This is a genomic window from Halomonas sp. 3H (assembly GCF_024206005.1).
In the GTDB taxonomy this organism is placed as follows: Bacteria; Pseudomonadota; Gammaproteobacteria; order Pseudomonadales; family Halomonadaceae; genus Halomonas; species Halomonas campaniensis.
This window is the reverse complement of the sequence record NZ_CP100360.1, coordinates 1,198,106-1,220,459: the sequence shown is the minus strand read 5'-3', so window position 1 is coordinate 1,220,459 and position 22,354 is coordinate 1,198,106. Positions and strand designations below refer to the sequence as shown.

Here is a 22,354-nt window from a genome sequence, read left to right as displayed (position 1 = left end):
CCTGCCAGGCCCGGCGGCCTACCCCGGGGAGGCGGTGTAGCGCGCCACCAGTCCCCGACCCCGCTCGCGAAGGAAGTCCAGGGCCCGGGCACGCTTCCACTCCCCGCGATAGACCAGGCCGAAGCCGAACGTCATGGCCGGATGGAACGGCCGGACCACCACCGAGTCCCCGGACGAAAGCTGGTCCCGGGCGGTCACCGGGTTCATCACCGTGACCCCCACGCCGTTGGCCACCAGCGCCGTGATGGTGCCGATATTGGCCTCGGTCTTGCCGGCGATGCGGATGCCGTGACGGGCGACCAGCTCGAGCAGCGGGTTGGTGCTGATGCTCGGCTGGTTGCTGATCACCAGGTGCTGGTCGCGCAGGTCCTCGATGCCGATCCGCGCCTGGTCCGCCAGGGGGTGGGCCGCCGGCAGCAGGCAGACCGCCTCGGTGGTGAACCAGGGCTCCACCTCCAGCACCCGCGAGGCCACCGGCAGGGTGACGAAGCCGATATCGGCATGGCTCGACTCCACGGCCAGCTGCACCTCATGGCTGGACATCATGTCGAGGCTGACGCTGAAGCGGCGATTCTCCTCCAGCAGCGCCGCCACCAGGCTCGGCACGAAACCGAAGGAGAGGCCGGGAATCGAGGCGATCCGCAGCCGCGAGGTGCCGAACTCCTTGAGCGCCAGCACGCTGTGGCGCAGCTCCTCGATGTTGCCCATCAGCCGCAGGATCTCGTCGTAGAGCTCGCCGGCCTCGGGAGTGGCCACCAGGCGGTTCTTCTCGCGCAGGAACAGCTGGATCCCGAGGTTCTCCTCGAGCTGGGCCAGCGAGCGGCTGACCCCGGACTGGGTGATGCCCAGGGTCCGTGCCGCCTGGGAGGCGCTGCCCGCCTCGTAGAGCGTCTTGAAGACCGCCAGCGCCTTGAGGGAGTGGATGGTCACGTCAGCCATGATTCAAACTCATCGAATTCGGTAAAAACATCATATATTGAAATATTCTGACGCGACTACCTAGACTGCATCGAGCCTTCTCACATCACCATAACGACAAACGGAAGCCTCGATGACCGACTCTCCGCTGTTCTACCAGGCCGGCCCCGCCCTGCCGGAAGTCAGCCACGCCGAAGGTGTCACCCTCTGGGACACCCATGGCAAGGAATACCTGGACGGCTGCTCCGGCGCCATCTCCTGCAACCTCGGCCACGGTCGCCAGGACATCCGCGACGCCATGCTGGCCCAGCTCGACCGCGTCGCCTTCACCTACCGCACCCAGTTCGAGAGCGCCCCCGCCCTGGCCCTGGGCCATGCCCTGGTGGAACTCACCGGCGGCGCCCTGGAGAAGGTGTTCTTCGTCTCCAGCGGCTCGGAAGCAGTGGAGTCCGCCCTCAAGCTGGCCCGGCAGTACTTCGTCGCCATCGGCGAGCCCCGGCGGCGGCGCTTCGTCTCGCTGCGCCCCTCCTACCACGGCAGCACCCTGGGCGCGCTGGGCGTCACCGGCTACCGGCCCCTGGAGGCCCCCTTCACCGACCTCACCCACGCCTCGCTCAAGGTGCCGGGACCGGACTTCTACCGCCACCGGGACGCCGACGACGACGCCCATGTGGACCGGGTGCTGGCCGAGACCCGCGCGGCCATGGAGGCCGCCGGCCCCGAGTCGATCATCGCTTTCGTGCTGGAGCCGGTGGGCGGCGCCAGCACGGGCGCCCGGCAGCTGGGCGAGCGCTACCTCAAGGGCATCCGCGCGCTGTGCGACGAGGCAGGCTGCCTGCTGATCCTCGACGAGGTGCTCACCGGTGTGGGCCGCACCGGCGCCTGGTTCGCCTGGCAGCACTACGACGTCGTCCCCGACCTGCTGGCCACCGCCAAGGGGCTGGGGGCGGGCTACTACCCGGTGGGGGCGCTGCTGGCGCGTGACGACATCGTCGCGGCGGTGATGGCCGCCGGCGGCTTCCAGCACGGGCACACCTACGCCGGCAACCCGCTGGCCTGCGCCACCGGCCTCGCCGTCATCGAGGCGATCCGCCGCGAGGGGCTGTTGGCCAACACCCGGGCGCGCGGCGAGCAGCTCGGGGCCGGCCTGCGGGCGCTGGCCGGGCGCTATCCCTGGGTCGGCCAGGTGCGCGGCCTCGGCCTGCTGTGGGGCGTGGAGCTGGTGGCCGACCCGGTGACCCGTGAGCCCTTCCCCGCCGCGCAGAACCGCTTCGCCCAGATCACCGCCCTGGCCCGGGAAGCGGGGCTCTTGATCTACCCCCGCCGCACCCTGGACGGCGTGGCCGGCGACCACTTCCTGGTCACCCCGCCGCTGACCATCACCGCCGCGGAGGTGGAGACCCTGCTCGAGCGCCTGGCGCGTGCCATGGCGCGCTTCGACCGGGCGCTGGCCGACGAGGCCGCTGCCCCCAATGCCCGGCCGACGGAGGTCCGCCCGTCATGACGCTGCTCACCGAGAAGGTCCGCGACATCCAGGCGGTCGTAGCCGCCATCCCCGAGGGGGCGACGATCATGGTCGGCGGGTTCGGCTCGCCCGGCACCCCCTTCGCACTGCTCGACGCCCTGCTCGAATCCGGCCAGGGCGGGCTCACCCTGATCAAGAACGACGCCAACGAGCCCGGCATCGGCATCGGCAGGCTGATCGAGGCCGGCCGCGTCAGGCGGCTGATCACCTCCCACCTGGGGCTCAACCGCACCGCCATCGAGGCGATGAATGCCGGGCGACTCGAGGTGAGCTTCCACCCCCAGGGCCTGCTCGCCGAGAAGATCCGCTGCGCCGGCGCCGGCCACGGGGGCTTTCTCACCGACATCGGCCAGGGCACCGAGATCGCCGAGGGCCGCCGGGAGATCGAGCTCGACGGCCGCTGCTGGGGCATCGAGCCCGCCCTGCACGCCGATTTTGCCCTGGTGCACGCCGAGCGGGCCGACCGCTACGGCAACCTGATCTACCGCGCCACCGCCAGCAACTTCAACCCGCTGATGGCCATGGCCGCCGAGCAGGTGATCGCCCAGGCCTACCGCCTCGACGCACCGGGCGAGCTGCCCATCGATGCCATCCACACCCCCTGCGCCTTCGTCAGCCAGGTGGTGCAGGTCGACCGTGTCACCAGCGAACAGGGAGTGCGCCCCCATGGCCTCTGACACCCAGCGCATCCTGGCCCGAGCCGCCCGGGAGGTGATCCCCGGCCAGATCGTCAACCTCGGCATCGGCCTGCCGACCCGCCTCTTCCACTACCTCCCCGACGAGATGGAGGTGCTGGTGCACTCGGAGAACGGCGTGCTGGGCTGCCGCCCGCGCCGCGACGGCGAGGCGCCGGACCACGACATGATCGACTCCGGCGGGGCCTACATCACCACCCGCCCCGGAGCCAGCGTCTTCGACAGCGCCACCTCCTTCGCCATGATCCGGCGCAGCCGCGTCGACCTCACCTTCATGGGCGCCTTCGAGGTCGACGCGGCCGGCAACCTGGCCAACTGGAAGATCCCCGGCAGGTTCTCCCCGGGGATCGGCGGCGCCATGGAGCTGGCCCAGAAGGTCAGGCGGCTGGTGGTGCTCTGCTCCCACAACGACAAGCACGGCAGCCCCAAGATACTGGCGCGCTGCCGCCTGCCGCTCACCGCCAGCGGCTGCGTGTCGCGCATCATCACCGACAAGGCGGTGATGGACGTGACCCCGGCGGGGCTCGCCGTGGTGGATATCGCCGAGGGGCTCGATCCTGCGGAGCTGAGGGCGGCCACCGAGGCACCGCTGCTCATCGATGAATCACGGCTGGGGAGGTTCTGATGCTGGATGCCAACGAGAAGTGCATCGTCGCCGCCTGCGAGGCGCTGATGGATGACACCCTGGCGCTGACCCGCGACCTGGTGCGCGGCTACAGCGTGCTGGGCCAGGAGCAGGGCGCGCTGGATACCATGGAGGCCTGGCTCGAGCGGCTGGACCTGCCGGCGACCCGGGTGCCCCTGGACGCCCCGGGCCTTGCCGACCACCCCCACCGGGCGCCCACCGAATGGTCGAGCGAGGGGCGCTACAATCTGGTCAGCCGGCTCAATCCCCAGAGCGACAAGCCCCACCTGGTGTTCAACGGCCACCTGGACGTGGTGCCCGCCGAACCCACCGACATGTGGACCCGCCCGCCCTGGGAGCCCTGGGAGCGTGACGGCTGGCTCTACGGCCGCGGTGCCGGCGACATGAAGGCCGGCATCGCCGCCATGGTGATGGCGGTGGCGGCGGTGCGCCGGGCCGGGGTGGCGATCGACTTCCCGCTGACCCTGCAGACGGTGATCGAGGAGGAGTGCACCGGCAACGGCGCCCTGGCCTGCCTCCACCAGGGCTACGGCGGCGACTTCGTGCTGATCCCCGAGCCCTTCGGCGCCCGGATACTGAGCGGCCAGGTGGGCGTGCTGTGGTTCCGCATGCGCCTCGACGGGGTGCCCGCCCACGTGCTGGACACCGCCGCCGGCCGCAATGCCATCGAGACCCTGCAGCAGTACCTGCCGTCCCTCAAGGCCCTGGAAGCGGAGATCAACGCCCTGCCCCGCCCGGCGCCCTACGCGGACCACCCCCACCCCTTCAACCTGAGCGTTGGCCGGGTGGAGGGCGGCAACTGGGCCTCCAGCGTGCCGGCCCACGCCATCCTCGAGGGGCGCGTCGGCTTCCCGCCGGGCATGACGCCCGACGCGACCATGCGCCGGGTGCGCGAGGCCATCATGGCCCGCCATGCCGAGCTCGACGACGCCACGCCTCCGCCCCGAGTCAGCTTCCACGGCTTCCGCTCCGAGGGGCACCTGGTCGACCTGGACACCCCCGGCATCCGGATGCTCTCGGCCTGCCACGAGGCGCTGCTGGGGGAACCGCCGGCCCACTACCTCGCCACCTGCACCACCGACCTGCGCGCCTTCCACGTCTCGGGCGGGATCAACGGCACCTGCTACGGCCCGGTGGCCGAGCGCATCCACGGCGTGGACGAGTGCGTGGAGATCGACTCCATCCGCCACGTGCTGACCACCTACGCGCTGTTCCTCCACCGCTGGGGACAGCAGGCCACCCAACAGGAGCCGAGCGCATGAGAGACGCCTATCTCGTCGACTACGCCCGCAGCGCCTTCACCCGCGCCCACCCCCGCAAGCCGGAGGTGGACGCCTGGGCCGATACCCGCAGCGATGCCCTGCTGGCCGCCGTGATCGACGCCCTGCTGGAGCGCCGCGACCTCGACGGCGCCGCCGTGGAGGAGCTGAGCGTTGGCTGCGCCCTGCCGGTCAAGGAGCAGTGGAGCTTCGGCGGCCGCTACCCGCTGTGGCTCGCCGGGCGCCTGGGCGAGCGGGGCCGCGCCTGCGCCAGCCGCCAGATCGACCAGCAGTGCGGCTCGGGGCTCGCCGCCCTGCGCAGCACCGCCCGGGAGATCCAGGCCGGCGCCGTCAAGGTCGGCCTCGCCGGCGGCGTCGAGAACATGACCCGGGTCCCCATGGGTCCGACGCTCTTCAAGGAGGGGGTGCTGACCCGCCCGGCCGTGCTGCGCCAGGCCCCATGGCTGGAGCTCGACGTGGCCCTGAACATGGGCCTGACCGCCGAGCGCCTGGCCGAGGCCGCCGGCATCGGGCGCGAGGCCATGGACGCCTTCGCCCTGGCCTCACACCAGAGGGCCGCCGCGGCCGAGGCCGCGGGGCGCTTCGAGGGCGAGCGCCTGGCCCTGGCCAACGCCGAGGGCGAGCCGGTCGAGCGGGACGCCACTATCCGCGCCGACACCAGCGCCGAGCGGCTGGCCGGCCTCGACCCGGTGTTCCTGGACGGCGGCCGGGTGACCGCCGGTAACAGCTCGCCCCTGACCTCCGGGGCCGCCGCTGCCCTGCTGATGTCCGAGGAGGCGCTGGCGCGCCATGGTGCCAAGCCCCTGGCCCGGGTGGTGGACGTCGCCGACTGCGGGGTCGAACCCGAGCGGATGGGCGCCGGGGCGGCCGCGGCCATCCGCCGCGTGCTGGCCCAGACGGGCCTCGCCGTGGCCGATATCGACGCCTGGGAGATCAACGAGGCCTTCGCCGCGGTGCCGCTGCACGCCATGGGCGAGCTGGGGCTGGACCCCGAGCGGGTCAACGTCTGGGGCGGCGCCCTGGCGCTCGGCCATCCCCTCGGTGCCACCGGCGTACGCCTGGCCGGCACCCTGGCCCGCATCCTGCAAGCCGAGGGCAAGCGCTACGGCTGCGCGGCCGCCTGCATCGGCGGCGGCCAGGGTATCGCCATGATCCTCGAGCGCGCATGACGGGTGTCGACGACACCTGCCACTTTTGAATATCCCGCCTCGCGGGCGGGAAAGGAGGGTCCCACCAACCGTCAGCGATTCGCTCCGGAATGCACCGGCGTCATGGACGCCAGATGGCTCCTCGAGCCGCTTTTCACCAACGACAACAATCAGGTATCGACATGACAAAGCACAACAAGTCCCTTCTTCGCCCCGTGATCGGCACCCTGGCGCTGCTGGGCGCCACCACCCTGGCCATCCTGCCGGCCCAGGCCCGGGACCTTCCCGAGATCCGGGAGGACGTCTTCCAGGTCGCCAACTCCGGCGCCTATCCGCCCTTCAGCTTCGTGGACACGGCCGGCAACCTCGTCGGCTTCGACGTGGACATCGCCGAGGCCCTGGCCGAGCGGATGGACGTCGAGGTGAACATCCAGACCTCACCCTGGAACGGCATCGTCGCGGCCCTGGCCGGGGGACGCTTCGACGCCTGCATCTGCAGCATGAGCGCCACCGAGGAGCGTCAGAAGGCCGTCGACTTCACCGATTCCTACTACAGCTCAGGCCTCTCGATCTGGGTGCGGGAGGAGACCGACGACGTCGCCAGCATCGATGACTTCGAAGGCAAGCGGGTCGGCTCGACCCTCGGCGAGACGGGCAACCAGTGGGCCACCGAGCAGGCCGAGGGCAGGTGGCGCAACCAGACCTTCCAGGGGCTGCCAGACATGCTCAACGCCCTGACCACCGGGCGCATCGACGTGATGGTCGCCGACGACATCCCCGTCTATGTCGCGCTCAACGAGAATGACCTCCCCATCAGGCAGGTCGACGTGGGGGAGCTGCCGCGCTTCCCGGCCGCCATTGCCGTGCAGAAGGGTTCCCCGGAACTCCGCGAGGCGCTCAACGCGGCGCTGGCCGAGATCCGGGAGGACGGCACCTACCAGGCCATCGTCGACACCTGGATCGGCGAAGGCGTCGACTTCAACTGACGCCTCGCCTCGGCACGGCAGGGCGAAAGCCCTGCCGGCGCCTGCCCGCCTGACCTCATCATGACAATCACAACGACAGGGTCACGACGACCATGGACATCAACCTGATGATCGACATCACGCCGCTGCTGGTGAAGGCGGCCTGGGTCACCCTGGACATCTCGGCCCGCGCCCTGTTCTTCGGCTTCTTCATCGCCTCGGCGCTGGTGGCCCTCAGGACCGCGCGCCTGCCGCCGCTGCGCTGGCTGGCCCGCGCCTATATCAGCGTGGTGCGTGGCACCCCCTACTTCGTGCAGCTGCTGCTGGTCTTCTACGGCGGCCCGGCGATCGGCCTGCGCCTCGACCCCTTCACCTGTGGGGTGGTGGTGGGTGCCTTCAACATCGGGGCCTACATGAGCGAGGCCATGCGCGGCGCCATCGAATCGGTGGACAGCGGCCAGAACGAGGCGTCTCGCTCGCTGGGCTTCGGTCGCCTGGCCACGCTGCAGCACATCATCCTGCCCCAGGCGGCCGGGCTGATGATCCGCTCGGTCGGGGTGCTGGCGATCATCCTGGTCAAGAACTCCTCGCTGGTCTCGATCATCTCGGTGGTCGAACTGACCTATCAGGCCCAGCGGCTGATCGGTTCGACCTACAAGCCCCTGGAGGTCTTCACCCTCAGTGCGCTGATGTACATCGTCATCATCTATGCGGTCATGGGCCTCGTGGAGTTCCTCTACCGCCGAGCCACGCGCTACACCTTCCTGTAACGCCTGCCGGGCCACAACCACCAGGACAGCCCCATGGAATTCGACTTCAGTCCCGTCATCGCCTACTTCCCCACGCTGCTCAAGGGCGTGGGCGTCACCCTGCTGATCGGCCTGGCCGTGGCCGCCATGTCGATCCTCGGCGGCCAGATCGTGGCGGTCATCTCGCTGTATACCCGCAAGGTCGTCAGCTGGCCGCTGCGCTTCTTCATCTGGCTGTTCATGACCACCCCGCTACTGCTGCAGCTCTACTTCCTCTACTTCGGCCTCGGCGAGCTGATCCTGATACCGGCCATCGTGGTGGGGATCCTGGGCCTGGGCTTCCACTACATGGCCTACAACGCCGACATCTTCATCGCCACCATCCGCTCGGTCTCGAGCGGCCAGTACGAGGCGTCGCGGTCACTGGGCTTCGGCCATCTGAGGACGTTGCTCTACATCATCCTGCCCCAGGCCTTCTATCGCGCCCTGCCCCAGCTCAGCAACAACATGATCATCATGGTGAAGGACATCTCGGTGCTGTCGGCCATCGGGATCGGCGAGATGGTCTATGTCTCCCAGTACGCCATCAGCATCACCTTCCGGCCCTTCGAGTTCTACATCACCATCGCGGTCATCTACTACCTGATCAACCTGATGATGGAAGCCGGCCAGACGTGGATCGAGCGCCGTGCCGCCTATCGCCGCTAACCCGCCCCGTTCCAGAGGTTCTCGCATGACACAGACGACAGACACCCCGATGGTCGAGCTCAAGGGGATCAAGAAACGCTTCGGTGACCTGGAGGTGCTGAAGGGCATCGACCTGAGGGTCGACCGCGGCAGGATCATCTCCATCATCGGCCCCTCCGGGTCGGGCAAGAGCACGCTGCTGCGCTCCATCAACAACCTGGAGGTGATCGACGAGGGGCAGATCCTGCTGGATGGCGTGCAGGTGAACCGGCCCGACCTCAAGGGGCTCGCCTTCGAGCGGCACATCAACCATATCCGCCAGAACATGGGCATGGTGTTCCAGCACTTCAACCTGTTTCCCCACCTCTCGACGCTGGAGAACGTGACGCTGGCGCCCAGGAAGCTCAAGGGCATGAATGCCGGGGCCGCCCGGGAGCTGGGCATGGAGCTGCTCGAGCGCGTGGGCCTGGCGGACAAGGCGCGGGCCTACCCGAGCTCCCTCTCCGGGGGCCAGAAGCAGCGGGTGGCCATCGCCCGCGCGCTGGCCATGCAGCCCAAGGTAATGCTGTTCGACGAGGCCACCTCGGCGCTGGACCCGGAGCTGGTGGAGGAGGTGAACCGGGTGATGAAGGGCCTGGCCGAGGAGCACATGACCATGCTGATCGTCACCCACGAGATGGCCTTCGCCCGCGACGTCTCCGACTGGGCGATGTTCATGGATGGCGGCGTGGTGGTGGAGGCCGACACGCCCGACAAGCTCTTCTCGAACCCGGACCAGGAGCGCACCCGCCACTTCCTGCGCAAGCACCTGGGCAGCCAGTCCCAGACGCCGGCCTAGGCAGGCTTCGGCAGCCAGCCCACGACGCTGAGCCCCACGGCAGAAACGGGGAGGTCTCGGAAAGACGGAAGAAGTGAAGATGGAAAGCTCATTCATGGCCATGGACAGGCCACAAATGGAGGCGGCCCCGACAGCCACATCCCGGCACACGCGTCCACCACTACCGTTGCTCCCTTCCGGGCCTGGCGGGGTTTGCGGTCTAGCGTTGCGGGAGGACCGACGGGGCCACCACGACATGACACGCTGGGTGTCAAACCCGGCGAGCGATCAATGACTTGCCGAGTGCGACGGCACTATACCAGCGCGCCTGCCGGGCGGCAAGGGCAAGGGGAGTCGCGATGGCGCGCTGCGCTGCAAGGATGTGAGTCGCCTTCCAGTGCTGTATGGTGAAGGGCATCCCCCGCCTCTCGAGCCGACTCCATATCCGGGAGGCTTCACCCATTGCCGACATCTGGAGGCGCCCCATGAAGAAGGATCCGAACAAGGGCTACATCGCCCTGCTGGGCTGGAGCCTGAACGCCATCGAAGCCGCCGAGAACTTCGACCGACGCTACGTGGTGGTCGCCCCGGACTGGGCGGAAGAGTACTGCCAGAAGCACGACATCCCCTACGTACCCTGGAACTTCGAACGCTTGAACGACCGCTCGATGGAGATCGCCCACACCCTGCAGGAGATGGGCGTCGACGTGGCCATCCCGCTGTTCGAGGAGACCGTGGAGTGGGCCGGGGCCATCAACTCGGTGCTGCTCGACAGTCCACGAATCTACGGCCAGTCGCTGCTGCTGCGCGACAAGGCGCTGATGAAGCGCCGCGCCCAGTTGGGCGGCATCCGCGTGGGCATCTTCGAGGAGGCCCACGACAAGGAGGACGTCGTGCGCTTCCTCAAGCGGGTCAACCAGACCCTGCTCAAGCTCGACGGCGACCCCAACGACCCGATCCACCTCAAGGCCTTCGACAAGGCCGGCTGCCTGGGCCACCGGGTGATCCGCACGCCGGACGAGGTCGATACCATTCCCGACGAGGAGTTCCCGGTGCTGATGGAGTCGCACCTGGACGGATGGGAGTTTGCCGTGGAGGCCTGGATCCACAACGGCAAGATCGCCTTCCTCAATATCTCCGAGTACGTGACGCTGGGCTACTCGGTGTTCGTGCCGGCCTCGCCGGAACTCGAGAGTTACCGCCCGCAGATCACCGCCCAGATCGAGAAGCTGATCAAGGCCTTCGACATCGAGTTCGGCCTGATCCACCCCGAGTACTTCGTCACCAGCGACGGCGAGATGTACTTCGGCGAGGTGGCCTATCGGCCGCCGGGCTTCAAGGTGTTCGAGCTGCTGGAGCGGGTCTACGGCTTCAACGCCTACCAGGCCTCCATGCTGGTCTTCGACCCCAAGAGCACCCCGGAGGAGGTCGCCGCCTTCTTCCCCAAGGAAATCGTCGATGCCGACGGCTTCGCCGGCTGCTTCGGGGTCTATCCGCGCCGCCGCGTGGTCAGCAAGCTGGAGATTCCCGAGGAGGTCGAGGACGACCCCTACTTCGAGTCCCACGAGCTGACCCCGCCGATGGAGGAGACCGTCACCAAGCGTACCGCCTTCGGTACCCACTGGGGCCTGGTCTACTTCAAGGGCGACGAGGCGGCGCGCATGAAGGAACTGCTCAAGCATATGGAAGAGCTTGATTTCTATGTCTGATACAGGCGTCATGGAAAAATGACAGCCTGACGACAAGGAGTCGGCGTGACCACGCACCGACAGACGCAAGACACCCGTGCAACGCCCGAGGCCAGCGACAAGCTCGCCGGCCTCTGCCAGAAACTGGACGAGGCGATCGCCCTGCTGGCGAGCGCGCGGGAGTTCGCCAAGCCCGGCAAGCTCCCCCGCGTCCTGGACACCGCCCGCCGGGTGCTCCTTCAGGAGGGCGGCGCCGCCGCCGTCGAGGAACGTGCCCGGGCCTTCGAGGAGGCCGGGGTGTTCCTCGGCTCAGACTGGGAGACCCCCCAGTACCTGGTGCCCTCGCTGACCACCCATGCGCTCAAGAGCCCCGACCCCAATACCGTAGTGATCGAGGCACTGAGCGAACTGCGGCTGCTGGCCGTGGCCAAGGGGGAGTACCTGCACCCCATGGTCTCCGCCGAGCAGTCGCACCACTACCTGACCCAGGTGATGGCGATCAACCTGTGGCTGCTGTTCGGCGCGCCCAGCGAGGCCGAGAGGGAGACCCAGGGGCGCCTGGCGCAGATCCCCCGTCACCTGTTCCGCCACCTGGCCGAGCGCATCGGCTACGAGCACATCATCGACCGCCTGATCGACGAGATCTGGCGCATCCTTCAGCAGCGTCCCATCCAGGTGGAGCCGGTCAAGGCGATGATCACCCAGATCGCCATCTGCCAGGCCAACCCGGAGATCGACCTGGGGGCCAGCGGCCAGGGGGCCGACCGCCTGGTCAGTTCGCTGTTCGGCCCGACCCGGGCCTGTCGCGAGGACCCCGGCATCGAGCCCTACCGCGAGCGGCTCTCCAGCATGGACGCCGCCGCCCTGCAGGGCGAGGCGACCGGCTTCGCCCGGGCGATGCACGACACCGGCCTGGTCTCGCCCTATCACCCGGTGCTGCTGCGCCACCTGCTCGACCACGGCGACCACCTGCTGGCCGAGGCGCTGGGCCTCTCCTCCACCGGCCGCGACTGCCTGCTCTGCTACCGCGAGCTGGTCTCGGCGCTGATCCGCGGCGGGGTGCATCCGGCCACCCCCCAGGCCGTCTACGGCCTGGCGCTGATGCTCGAGCGCGGCATCCTCTACCAGCCCCCGGTGGCGCCGGCCATGTGGCGCCAGCTGGGGCTGACGCTCTCCGAGTGGTCCCAGGCGCGGCTGAACCTGGCCTTCGGCGAGGCGGTCTCGCCGCGCGCCCGGCTGCTGGAGGGAGTGCTGTGCATGCTCGGCCAGCCGCTGGGCGTGGGCCAGGGCAACAACCCCACCTGCCAGTCGGCCCGGGCGCTCTCCATGTGGGCCTACAACGACCCGGACTATCTGCTGCAGATGGTGGCCTGGGCGGCCCGTGACGACGAGATCATCATGCACTTCGAGGGCCAGCCGATCTCCTCCATGGCCAGCCTCTCGGGGGTGGCCCAGACCCTGCCCATGGACCTCGACCCGGTGTCGCTGATCGTGGTGCCCCACCTGGACCGCATCTACGCCGAGATGGGGCGGCGCTGCATCGGCCGCGAGGGGGACCCCCACCGCTGGGTCAACCCGGAGTTCCACGGCTGGTGGTCGGGGCGCGGCTTTCGCATCAACGTCGACGTGGCCAGCGGCCAGCTCCATGAGCTGGATACCTTCCTGCGCCACTTCTACGCCAGCTACCACCCCTACTACAATGGCAACCAGCCGCTGATCCACCCCCAGCCGGCGGGCATCGCCGTCACCGACAGCGCCGCGCGCTTCATCGGCTGGCACGCCATCACCGTGCTGCGGGTCTCCCTGGACCCCTCCGACGTCATGCGGGTCTACTTCTTCAACCCCAACAACGACAGCGGCCAGGACTGGGGCGACGGGATCAAGGTGAGCACCGCCGGCCACGGCGAGCGCTTCGGCGAGGCCTCGCTGCCCTTCGAGCAGTTCGCCTCACGCCTCTACATCTTCCACTACGACCCGCTGGAGCGTGGCGAGCTGGCCGAGATCACCCAGGCGGAGCTCGACCGGGTGATCGGCCATGTCCACCGCAGCTGGGGCGCCGACCGCGTCCCGCCCACCGACCTGCAGGCCGACGAGGGACCTGGCGTCACGACTTGACGGCGGTCAGGACTTGCCGGTTGTACTCTGTCAGAATGGACGGAAAGCGAACCAGCGGGCCGAGAGCCAGACACGACGCCTGCCCCACAGGGAGATGGTCATGGACTTCAAGCTGCTGATGGTCTTCGTGGACCAGGACAAGACGGAAAGGGTACTGGACGCTGCCCGTGATGCCGGTGCCACCGGCGCCACCATCATCAACAACGCCCAGGGCCAGGGGCTCAAGCCCCACCTGACCTTCTTCGGCCTGGAGTTCATGGCCGCGCGCAGCGTGATCCTGATCCTGGTGGAGGCGCGCCGCTCCAGCGAGGTACTCCAGGCCGTCAGCGACGCCGGCGAGCTGGACGAGAGCCTCAACACCGGTATCGCCCTGGAGCTCGACGTGACCCAGGCAGTGGGGCTCAGCGAGCACATCAAGGCGCTCAGCCGCGAGCACCCGCTGACAGACTAGTCCTCGGTGGTGGGACGCCCGGCTCCCGTGAGCCGGCGCTCCACCCTTTCGAGATTATCCTGGGTGCCGAGCAGCACCAGGACATCATCGGCCTGCACCTCGGTATCCGCCGCTGGGTAGCGCTGGCGCTGCTCGTCGCGCACCAGCGCCGTCACCGACACCTGGTCGCCCTCCGTGTTCAGCTGCGCCAGGCGCTGGCCGATGACCGGACTTCCCTCGCTCAGCACCACCGAGTGCAGCCGCTCCTGCTCCCCTGTCGGGCGCGGATCCTGAATGCTGTCCAGGCTACCCCGAAACAGCTCGCGCAACATCTGGTAATGACCGGTGCGCTGCTCCTGCAAGTGCCGGGTCACTCGATACAGCGGCACCCCCAGCGCCTGCAGCGCATGGGACGTCAGAATCATGCTCGCCTCCAGGGTCTCGGGGATCACCTCGCTGGCCCCGGCGGCAACCAGCTCGGCCACGGAACCCTCGTCCCGGCTGCGGACCACGGCGGGGATGCCCGGCTTCAGCTGAACCGCATGGCGCAGGGTCTTGAGCGCGGCCGGGCGATCGTCGTGGCTGATGATCAGCAGCCTGGCTCTTTCCAGCCCCACGTTCTCCAGCATGGAGGCATCCGAGGAGTCGCCGAAGTAGACCGGCTGCCCCGCCAGGCGGGCCTCACGCACGATCGAGGGGTCCATATCCAGGGCCACATAGTCCACCCCCTCGCTCTCCAGGAAGCGTGCCACCGTCTGGCCGGTGCGCCCGAAGCCGCAGATCACCACATGGCCCTGCTCCTCGAGTCCCTGGGGGGTCGGGGCCGTCTGGTCCGGCAGCCGCTTGATCCGCCCGAACAGCCAGGCCGCCAGCGGCTGGTTGTAGCGGATCAGGAAGGGCGCCAGGATCATCGAGAAGAGCACCGAGGTGAGCACGACCTGGGCGGGATAGCTGCCGATCACGCCGCCCTCCAGGCCGATGGCCAGCAGGGCGAAGCCGAACTCGCCGCCAACCGCCAGCAGCAGGCCGGTACGGAACGCCGTCTGCAGCTCCACGCCGGAGATGCGCACGACCAGGGTCACCAGGGCCAGCTTGATGCCCAGCAGCGCCGCGGCGCCCAGCAGTGCCTCCCACCAGATCTCGGGCAGCAGCGCTGGCTCCACCAGCATGCCGATGCTGACGAAGAAGAGCCCCAGCAGCACATCCCTGAAGGGGCGAATGGTCGACTCCACCTGATGGCGAAACTCGGTGTCGCCCAGTACCATGCCGGCCAGGAAGGCGCCGAAGGCCATGGAGAGCCCCAACGTCTTGGTGGTCCAGGCCGCCACCAGCGACACGAAGAGCACCGTCAGGGTGAACAGCTCGGCGGAGCGGCGCTCCGCCACCAGATGGAAGAGCGGGCGCAGCAGCAACCGCCCCGAGACCAGCACGATCACGAAGGCAAGCAGCGCCTTGGCCAGCGCCAATCCAAGCGCCCCAGCCACCTCCTGGGCCGCCGCCACTCCCAGCACCGGGATCACCACCACGAAGGGAACCGCGGTGATGTCCTGAAACACCGACATGGTGGTGCCCAACCGCCCGTGGCGGGTCTGGCTCTCCCCCTGCTCCATCAGCTGCTTGGTGATGATGGTGGTGGAGGACTGGGCGAACACCGCCCCCACCACGAAGGCCGCCGGGCCGGGCAGGCCCAGGGCCCAGGCCAGCCCCCCCACCACCGCCGTGGTCAGCGCCACCTGGGACGTGCCCAGGCCGAGGATGGTGTGGCGCAGCGCATAGATCTGGGGCATCGAGAAACTGAGCCCGATGGTGAAGAGCAGAAAGACGATGCCGAACTCGGCGATCACCCGGATATTCTCGTCGGCCACCACCGGCCCGGCGGTATGGGAGCCCAGCAGCACCCCCACCAGCAGATAGCCCAGGCTCGGTGGAACCCTGAAGCGCTGGAAGACCAGTACGACGGCCACCGTGGCGCCCAACAACAACAGCATCTGTACCAGTGCCTGCTCCAGCATCCCCGTTTTCCCTTCTCAGTTTCCCTTCTGGGCCCGGCGGGCGTTTCATGTCACATCCGGGTAAATGTCCCTACCCAACAGGATATCAGCCATCGGCCACTCTCCGCTGAAGCCAGCGCGCCCAGAAGGGGGCAACCAGCATCAGCGCGATCATGCGCAGCAGATGGTGGAAGGCGACGAACACCGGGTCGATCTCCAGGGCCACGGCGAGGATCGCCATCTCGCCGATGCCCCCCGGCGCCAGCGCCAGCAGCGCTACGTCTCGGGGCACCCCTAACAGGCGGTGGATCAGCTCGGCGAAGAGCGCAAGTACCACCAGGGCCAGCAGGGTCGCCACCGCGGCCTCTGCCAGGTAGCGCCCGAAGCGGGCCCGGGAGAGCCCCCGGAAGCGCGAGCCGATGGCGGAGCCAAGCCCCCACAGCATCAGGTTCATACCCCACTCGGAGAGTTCCAGGCTGGCGATGTCGAAGCCGGAGAGCAGCGCGGCGAACAGCAGCGGCGCCAGCAGCGACGGCGTCGGCAGCCGCAGCCGGCGCCCCAGGGGCATCAGCAGCGGCAGCGCCAGCAGCATCCACAGATGGGCAACCGGCGCAGCCGCCTCGGCCGCGGGGCTGGGCGCCCCCTCCCATAGCCAGAACAGCGGCGGCAGCCACAGCACCACCAGCAGGATCCGCAGCGACTGGGCGATGGCGATGCGCTGGGGGTCGCCGCCGCACTTCTCCCCCATCAGGATCATCGCCGTCATGGCCCCCGGCGCCGAGGCGAACCAGGCGCTCACCGAATCGAAGCCGCAGCGCCGATACCAGGCCGCCGCCACGGCGGTAGAGGCCGCCACTCCGGCCAGCAGCAGCGCCATGGAGAGCGGCCAGTCGACCACCCGAGCGGCCAGCTCCGGGGTGACCTGGCTGCCCAGCACCAGGCCCAGCACCCCCAGCAACGCCTCGCGCAGCCCCTCGGGAACCCGCACGTTCAGGCCCCGGGCCGAGGCCACCAGATTGGCCACCAGGGGACCCAGCATCCAGGCCAGGGGCAGCCCCAGCAGCTGGAAGACCGCCCCGCCCAGCGCCCCGATGGCCAGCGACCGCGCCAGCGCCACTCCGGCACTCCTGTCCACCGTCGCTCCTTCTGTTATCCGGCTAATGATATGTCAGTATCTCATGACGGTGCCCGGACGCCAGCGCTGCGTCGCCAGCGCGACGACGTCTATAATGGGGCGCCCTTCCCCGCCCGGAGCCACCATGCAGCGTCTCGACCAGCTTCTCGTCATCCAGGGCCTGGCCCGTTCGCGTACCCGCGCCCAGCGGCTGATTCGTCATGGGCGGGTCTCCCTCGCCGAGGGCGGCCGGCTTCTGACCAAGCCCGGCGAGAAGCTCGCCGACGATACGCGGCTGATCGTCGAGGAGGACCCCGAGGAGCGCTATGTCTCCCGCGCGGGGCTGAAGCTGGAGGCGCTGATCGCGGCCCTGGGGCTCGACCTGACGGGCCGACTGGTGCTCGACGTGGGCCAGTCCACCGGCGGCTTCACCGACTGTGCCCTGGCCCACGGGGCGCGCCACGTGATCGGCGTGGAGGTGGGCCACGACCAGCTGGACACGGGGCTTCGCGACGATCCCCGGGTGACCTGCCTGGAGGGGCTCAACGCCCGGGCCATGGCGGCCGATCCCCGCCTGCGGGATGCCCTGGCCACCCAGGGCGCCTCGGGCCCCGACCTGGCGGTGATGGACGTCTCCTTCATCTCCCAGACGCTGATCCTGCCGGAGATCGCCGCCCTGCTGCCCCCCGGCGGCGAGCTTGCCAGCCTGGTGAAGCCGCAGTTCGAGGTGGGCCCGGGCGGCGTCAACGACCGCGGCCTGGTAACCGACCCCGCGCGCTACCGGGAAGTGGAAGCGAGGGTCCGCGACGGCTGCGCCGCGGTGGGCCTCGCCATCCGCCACTGGCAGGAGAGCCCGCTGCTCGGCGGCGACGGCAACCGCGAGTTCCTGCTCCATGCCGTGCGCGAGCCGTCACCCGCCTGACGGGACTCAGCGTCCGTCGCCGGCGTCCCCCGCATCGCCATCCAGATCGAAGTCGCCAGGGTCACCGTGACTGCCCGGTGGCGGATGATGGCGCACCCTGCCCGGATCACCGGTCTCCAACACCTTGCGGGACTCGCCCGGACGCTTGAGCCAGACCTCCAACTGGTTGAAGGCGATACTGATGCCATGTTCGGCGAAAAGCTCGCCGACCCGACAGTTGAGTTCGTCGGTGGCAAAGAGGCGATCCCCCAGCGAGTTGACGAAAACCCTCAGCTCGAAGTCGAGCGTGCTCTCGCCATAGGCCATGAAGAACACCTGGGGCTCGGGGTCGGCCAGCACCCGCTCGTTCTCGTTAGCAGCCTGGTAGAGCAGCCGGTGGACCAGAACCTGGTCGGAGCCGTAGGCGACGCGATAGCTGAGAACCACCCGGGTGACGGTGTCCGACAGCGACCAGTTGATCAGCTGGTCGGTGATGAAGGTCTGGTTGGGGATGATGATCTCCTTGCGATCGAAGTCGGTCACCGTGGTGGCGCGGATGCGGATCTTGCTTACCGTGCCGGTGAGGTTGCCCAGCGTCACCGTATCGCCGATGCGCACCGGCCGCTCGAAGAGGATGATCAGCCCCGAGACGAAGTTGGCGAAGATCGCCTGCAGGCCGAAGCCCAGGCCCACGCCCAGCGCGGCCACCAGCCACTGCAGCTTGTCCCAGGAGACGCCGAGGGTGCCCAGCGAGGCGACCAGGCCGGTACCGACGATGGTGTAGGAGAGCAGCGAGGTGATGGCGTAGGCACTGCCCTGCTTCAGCTCCAGGCGCGACAGCACCATCACCTCCAGCAGGCCCGGCAGGTTGCGCGCCATCATCAGCGTCAGCCCGACGATCAGCAGCGCGGTGAAGATGTCGGCCACCGACAGGGTGCCACCCACCAGGTCGGCGCCCTCCACCTCGTCGGTCTCCCAGATCGCCACCTGCTCCAGGTAGCCCAGCACCGTCAGCAGGTCGGCCCACACCAGGTAGAGCAGGAACACGAAGCCGATCAGCAGGATCAGCTTGGAGAGGCGCAGCGACTGCTGGTTGATCTTCTCCATGTCCAGCGGCGGCTCCTCGACCACTTCCAGCCCCCCGTCGGCCCCCTCCTGGGCGTGGGCCCGGCGCCGCGCCAGTGCCCGCTTGAAGGCCAGGCGGCGTGCCGCCACCGCCAGGCCCCGCACCACGGCGGCCTCCACCAGGATCCACAGCCCCAGCAGGTAGAGGGTGATCGCGAAGCGCCCCACCAGGCTCAGCGCCGTGTACTCGTAGCCGGCGACGATCAGGCCGATCAGCACCAGCGGCACCGCGGCCATGGCCAGCCCCAGCACCAGCCGCAACAGCTTCACCCCGAAGAAGGGGGCATGGGCCAGGATCAGCCGGGCGAGCAGGAAGCTCATGGTCAGCAGCCCCGACACCAGCAGCCCCAGGGCGACCGGACGGTGGTTGAGGCCGAAGTCGGTGTCCCGTGCCAGGGTGGCGATCAGCAGCACCGGCACCAGGGCCAGCCCCAGCCAGCCGAGCAGCCAGCGCAGCCGGGCGGCGTAGCCCGCCGGCCAGTAGAAGTGCTTGGTGGCCACGCCGTCCGACACCAGCAGGCGACGCCCCCAGGCGACCACCGCCCAGGCCAGCGAGAGCTGCAGGGCGGCCAGCCCCAGACCATGGGCGATGCCCTCGCCGCCGGCCAGCAGGGCGCTGCCGATGGCCGCCAGGGCCAGGGGCCCGGGCAGCGCCAGCAGGGCGTTGAACAGCACCGCCTTCGGCGTGTGCAGCTGGGTATCGCTGCGCAGCCGGCCGATCTGCTCATGCAGCTCCGCCAGGCGCGCCTTGATGCGTCGCCGGGACCATACCAGCGCGGCCGCCGCCAGCAGCAGGGGCACCCCGACCAGGGCACCGGCCGTGGGCGGGCGCCAGTGCACCGGCAGCACCTGCCGCCACTCGCCCTCCTGCCACTCGAGCACCAGGTTGGCGGGCAGCTGGCGCATCCAGGCCAGGTCCAGCGGGCGGGTGTTGGCGACCCAGAAGAGCTGCTCGTCGATGGTGGCGCGCAGCTCCCGCGAGGTCTCGAGCAGCTGCTGCTGGTTGAGCTGCAGTTCGATAGCCGAGCTAAGCAGGTTGCCGTAGGTCTGCTCCAGGCGGTCCACCAGCTCGCGGCGGGACTGGTAGAGGCGCTGCAGGGAGTCGACCAGCGCCTCGCTCACCTCGACGCCGGCCTCCTCCAGGCGTTGGTTGGCCAGGCGTTCGCCCTGGCGCAGCTGGTCGCGCTGGCGCACCAGGTCGAACTGGCGCAGGCGCAGGTCGGCGATCTCGTCCTGAAGGTCCCGACGTGGGGCCACCTGGGGCAGCGAGCGACGCTGCTCGCGCAGGATCCGCGACAGCAGGATGCTGCCGCGGATCGCTTCGATCTGCTCGTTGAGGCTGCGTTGCAGCTGGCGGACATGGTCGAGCTGGCTGCGCACCGTGAGGCTTTCGCGCACCAGGGCGTTGCTGCGGTCGTTGGTCCGCAGCAGCTCCAGGCTGAGGTCGCGGTTGATCTGCTGGGCGCGCTCGAGGACCGGGTGGCCCGCCTCGAGCAGCGGGTCGTCCCGGGCGGCATCGGCGATGGCCTGCTCCGAGGCCACGCGGCGCTTGCGCTCGATGACGTTCTGCAGCAGCGAGAGCTCCGACTCCTGGCGGGCGATCTGCTGGGTCATCAGGTCGCGACGCTGCTGGTCCAGCTCGCGCAGGCGGGTGTTGGTGCCCAGCTCCCGCTGGTGAAACAGCAGGGTCACCTCGGCCAGGCGCCGCTCGACGCGACGCTGCCAGAGCCGCGGGGCATCCTCGGCGAGCCCGCTGCCGTCCAGCTCGTCCAGCTGGCGACGGGAGCGCTCCACGGCCTGCATCGCGTCGGCGATGGACTGCTGGGCCCGCTCGGGCAGGGTCTGGGCGGAGAGCAGCTGGGCATTGACCTCGGCCAGGCGATCCTGGAGGCGCTGCAGCTCGATCACCGACTCCTGCTGGCGCTGCTCGAGCTCGTCCAGCGGCAGGTCATCCAGGTCGGTGGCCGACAGCTCCATGGCCGCCTCCTCCTCGGCCAGCAGTTCCCGCTCCAGGCGCAGCAGCTCCGCAGGCGCCTGCTCGACGCGTGCCTCCAGCGCCTCCAGGCGTTCCTCGACCCGGTCCAGCTCGTCCAGGCCCGCCAGGGTGGCTTCCAGGGCCTCGATGTCGCGCTGCTGGTCACGCCCGGGGCTCTCACCCTCCTCCGGCTGGAGGTCGGCGAGCCGCTCCTCCGCCGCCGAACGCTCGGGCAGCTCCGCCTGAGCCCAGGCGGTGCCGACCAGCACCACCATCAGCATCAGCATAACCAGCAGCCCCGGGGCCACCCTCACCCTCACCGCGCCCGCCGCCCGACGTTCCGCCGCCATCGCCTTCGACATGCTCTTCACTGGCGTCCTCGATCTCCTGGGAACCCTTGTCCACTCTGCCGATTCTCGGCGTCCCGCGCCGGCAAGGCAATTGCGGCATGGCAGTATCGTCAACGGGAGTTGACTTGCCCCACCGGCGTGGTAGAACGGCGGTCTCCATCCATGCATTCCCCGGGACACCGCCATGACCTCGTCGATTCGAACCTTCGCCCTCGCCGGGGCCGCCCTGGCCCTGCTGAGCCACGGCGCCACGGCGCTGGCCGACGAGTCGGCCTCGGCCGAGCGAGCGGCCCTGGAGGCGCGCATGCAGGCCCTCAACGCGGAGCTCGAATCGCTGCAGCGCCAGCTCGACACCCTGCCCGAGGAGCAGGCACAGGCCGGCTCGGCCGAGATTCCCCCGGACGAGGTCGCCGCCCTCGAGGCCGTGGAGCGCCGCCAGCTGGAGCGGGAGTCCGACCGCAACCCCTTCGCCATCACCACCTACCGGCGCAACTATCTCTTCCCGGCCAGCTACACGAGCACGCCCAACCGGGAGGCCTTCCGGGACATCTCCACGGAATACGGACCCGACGACGTCGAGGTGAAGTTCCAGTTCAGCGCCAAGGTCAACCTGGCCGAGGGGCTGTTCGGCGATACCGGCGACCTCTACTTCGCCTACACCCAGCGCAGCTGGTGGCAGGCCTACAACAGCGACTCCTCCTCGCCCTTCCGCGAGACCAACTACGAACCGGAGATCTTCCTCAACTTCGACAACGCCTGGCGCGTGCTCGGCTGGACCAACATCCGCAACCGCCTGGCGGTCAACCACCTCTCCAACGGCCGCTCGGCCCCGCTGTCGCGCAGCTGGAACCGTGTCTACCTGGAGAGCATCTTCCAGCGCGGCGACTGGGCCTTCAGCCTGGCGCCCCACTGGCGGATCCCGGAGTCGGAGAGCGAGGACGACAACCCCGACATCGAGCGCTACATGGGCTACGGCGACGTCACCCTGGCCCGGCGCTTCGGCGACAACGAGCTGAGCCTGCTGTGGCGCGGCAACCCCAGCGCCGGCAACATGGGCACCCAGCTCGACTACTCCTGGCCGATCTTCGACAGCAATATCCGCGCCCACGTGCAGTACTACTACGGATACGGCGAGAGCATGGTCGACTACGACCACCGCAACCACCGCCTGAGCCTCGGCTTCAGCCTCAACCCGCTGTTCTCCAGCGGCAGCATGACCCGCTGACCCCTGTCCG

The 22,354-nt window shown here is 69.2% G+C and carries 18 protein-coding genes and 1 other RNA gene; 14 read left to right on the top strand and 5 right to left on the bottom strand.

Translation table 11 applies throughout. The annotated features are described in order from the left end of the window. Positions 1–18: 18 nt before the first annotated feature. Complete coding sequence (locus NFC98_RS05795; RefSeq protein ID WP_254277167.1) at positions 19–939, bottom strand: LysR family transcriptional regulator; 921 nt, start codon at positions 937–939, stop codon at positions 19–21. Positions 940–1,051: 112 nt separating this feature from the next. On the opposite strand from NFC98_RS05795, the gene NFC98_RS05790 reads away from it, so the two are divergent. The 9 genes from NFC98_RS05790 (at position 1,052) to NFC98_RS05750 (ending at position 9,451) form a co-directional block, all read left to right on the top strand. Then, a complete protein-coding gene (locus NFC98_RS05790; protein WP_254277166.1) occupies positions 1,052–2,422 on the top strand; it encodes an aspartate aminotransferase family protein in 1,371 nt (456 codons plus the stop codon). Further along, on the top strand, positions 2,419–3,120 hold the full coding sequence (locus tag NFC98_RS05785; RefSeq protein WP_254277165.1) for a CoA transferase subunit A: 702 nt from the start codon (positions 2,419–2,421) through the stop codon (positions 3,118–3,120). Before NFC98_RS05790 ends, NFC98_RS05785 begins: the two co-directional genes overlap by 4 nt. Further along, positions 3,110–3,763 (top strand): 3-oxoacid CoA-transferase subunit B, encoded by a 654-nt coding sequence (locus tag NFC98_RS05780; protein ID WP_254277164.1) that lies wholly within the window; start codon positions 3,110–3,112, stop codon positions 3,761–3,763. Before NFC98_RS05785 ends, NFC98_RS05780 begins: the two co-directional genes overlap by 11 nt. Beyond that, positions 3,763–5,046 (top strand): ArgE/DapE family deacylase, encoded by a 1,284-nt coding sequence (locus tag NFC98_RS05775; protein WP_254277163.1) that lies wholly within the window; start codon positions 3,763–3,765, stop codon positions 5,044–5,046. Before NFC98_RS05780 ends, NFC98_RS05775 begins: the two co-directional genes overlap by 1 nt. Next, positions 5,043–6,233 carry an acetyl-CoA C-acyltransferase gene (locus tag NFC98_RS05770; protein ID WP_254277162.1) on the top strand — a complete coding sequence of 397 codons (1,191 nt, stop codon included), beginning with the start codon at positions 5,043–5,045 and terminating at the stop codon, positions 6,231–6,233. The genes NFC98_RS05775 and NFC98_RS05770 overlap by 4 nt, the downstream gene beginning before the upstream one ends. A gap of 161 nt (positions 6,234–6,394) precedes the next feature. Then, positions 6,395–7,198 (top strand): transporter substrate-binding domain-containing protein, encoded by an 804-nt coding sequence (locus NFC98_RS05765; RefSeq protein ID WP_254277161.1) that lies wholly within the window; start codon positions 6,395–6,397, stop codon positions 7,196–7,198. 92 nt (positions 7,199–7,290) lie between these two features. Next, positions 7,291–7,947: an amino acid ABC transporter permease gene (locus NFC98_RS05760; protein ID WP_254277160.1), complete on the top strand. Its 657-nt coding sequence runs from the start codon at positions 7,291–7,293 to the stop codon at positions 7,945–7,947. Between the two features lie 33 nt (positions 7,948–7,980). Further along, entirely contained in the window at positions 7,981–8,634 is a 654-nt protein-coding gene (locus NFC98_RS05755; RefSeq protein WP_254277159.1) for an amino acid ABC transporter permease, read from the top strand. Between the two features lie 49 nt (positions 8,635–8,683). Further along, positions 8,684–9,451, top strand: coding sequence for an amino acid ABC transporter ATP-binding protein (locus NFC98_RS05750; RefSeq protein ID WP_254277788.1), 768 nt, complete (start codon positions 8,684–8,686; stop codon positions 9,449–9,451). Between the two features lie 125 nt (positions 9,452–9,576). On the opposite strand, the gene ffs is transcribed toward NFC98_RS05750, so the two are convergent. Then, positions 9,577–9,673, bottom strand: an RNA gene (gene ffs, locus NFC98_RS05745) — signal recognition particle sRNA small type. Between the two features lie 242 nt (positions 9,674–9,915). Between ffs and NFC98_RS05740 the strand changes: the two genes are divergently transcribed. The 3 genes from NFC98_RS05740 (at position 9,916) to NFC98_RS05730 (ending at position 13,684) form a co-directional block, all read left to right on the top strand. Beyond that, positions 9,916–11,139 (top strand): acetyl-CoA carboxylase biotin carboxylase subunit family protein, encoded by a 1,224-nt coding sequence (locus tag NFC98_RS05740; RefSeq protein ID WP_254277158.1) that lies wholly within the window; start codon positions 9,916–9,918, stop codon positions 11,137–11,139. A 45-nt stretch (positions 11,140–11,184) separates the two neighbouring features. Beyond that, positions 11,185–13,233: a hypothetical protein gene (locus NFC98_RS05735; RefSeq protein WP_254277157.1), complete on the top strand. Its 2,049-nt coding sequence runs from the start codon at positions 11,185–11,187 to the stop codon at positions 13,231–13,233. Between the two features lie 100 nt (positions 13,234–13,333). Beyond that, positions 13,334–13,684: a P-II family nitrogen regulator gene (locus NFC98_RS05730; protein WP_254277156.1), complete on the top strand. Its 351-nt coding sequence runs from the start codon at positions 13,334–13,336 to the stop codon at positions 13,682–13,684. On the opposite strand, the gene NFC98_RS05725 is transcribed toward NFC98_RS05730, so the two are convergent. Together NFC98_RS05725 and NFC98_RS05720 are read right to left on the bottom strand one after the other, a co-directional pair. After that, positions 13,681–15,675 (bottom strand): cation:proton antiporter, encoded by a 1,995-nt coding sequence (locus tag NFC98_RS05725; RefSeq protein WP_254277155.1) that lies wholly within the window; start codon positions 15,673–15,675, stop codon positions 13,681–13,683. The genes NFC98_RS05730 and NFC98_RS05725 overlap by 4 nt on opposite strands. Before the next feature lie 85 nt (positions 15,676–15,760). Continuing rightward, on the bottom strand, positions 15,761–16,789 hold the full coding sequence (locus NFC98_RS05720; protein ID WP_254277154.1) for an AbrB family transcriptional regulator: 1,029 nt from the start codon (positions 16,787–16,789) through the stop codon (positions 15,761–15,763). A 124-nt stretch (positions 16,790–16,913) separates the two neighbouring features. Between NFC98_RS05720 and NFC98_RS05715 the strand changes: the two genes are divergently transcribed. Further along, positions 16,914–17,690: a TlyA family RNA methyltransferase gene (locus NFC98_RS05715; RefSeq protein WP_254277153.1), complete on the top strand. Its 777-nt coding sequence runs from the start codon at positions 16,914–16,916 to the stop codon at positions 17,688–17,690. Positions 17,691–17,696: 6 nt separating this feature from the next. On the opposite strand, the gene mscK is transcribed toward NFC98_RS05715, so the two are convergent. Then, the gene (gene mscK / locus NFC98_RS05710) at positions 17,697–21,044 is read right to left on the bottom strand and encodes a mechanosensitive channel MscK (protein WP_254277787.1); all 3,348 of its coding nucleotides are present in this window, start codon (positions 21,042–21,044) and stop codon (positions 17,697–17,699) included. A 259-nt stretch (positions 21,045–21,303) separates the two neighbouring features. On the opposite strand from mscK, the gene NFC98_RS05705 reads away from it, so the two are divergent. Next, a complete protein-coding gene (locus tag NFC98_RS05705) occupies positions 21,304–22,344 on the top strand; it encodes a phospholipase A (RefSeq protein ID WP_254277152.1) in 1,041 nt (346 codons plus the stop codon). The last annotated feature ends 10 nt before the right edge of the window (positions 22,345–22,354 follow it).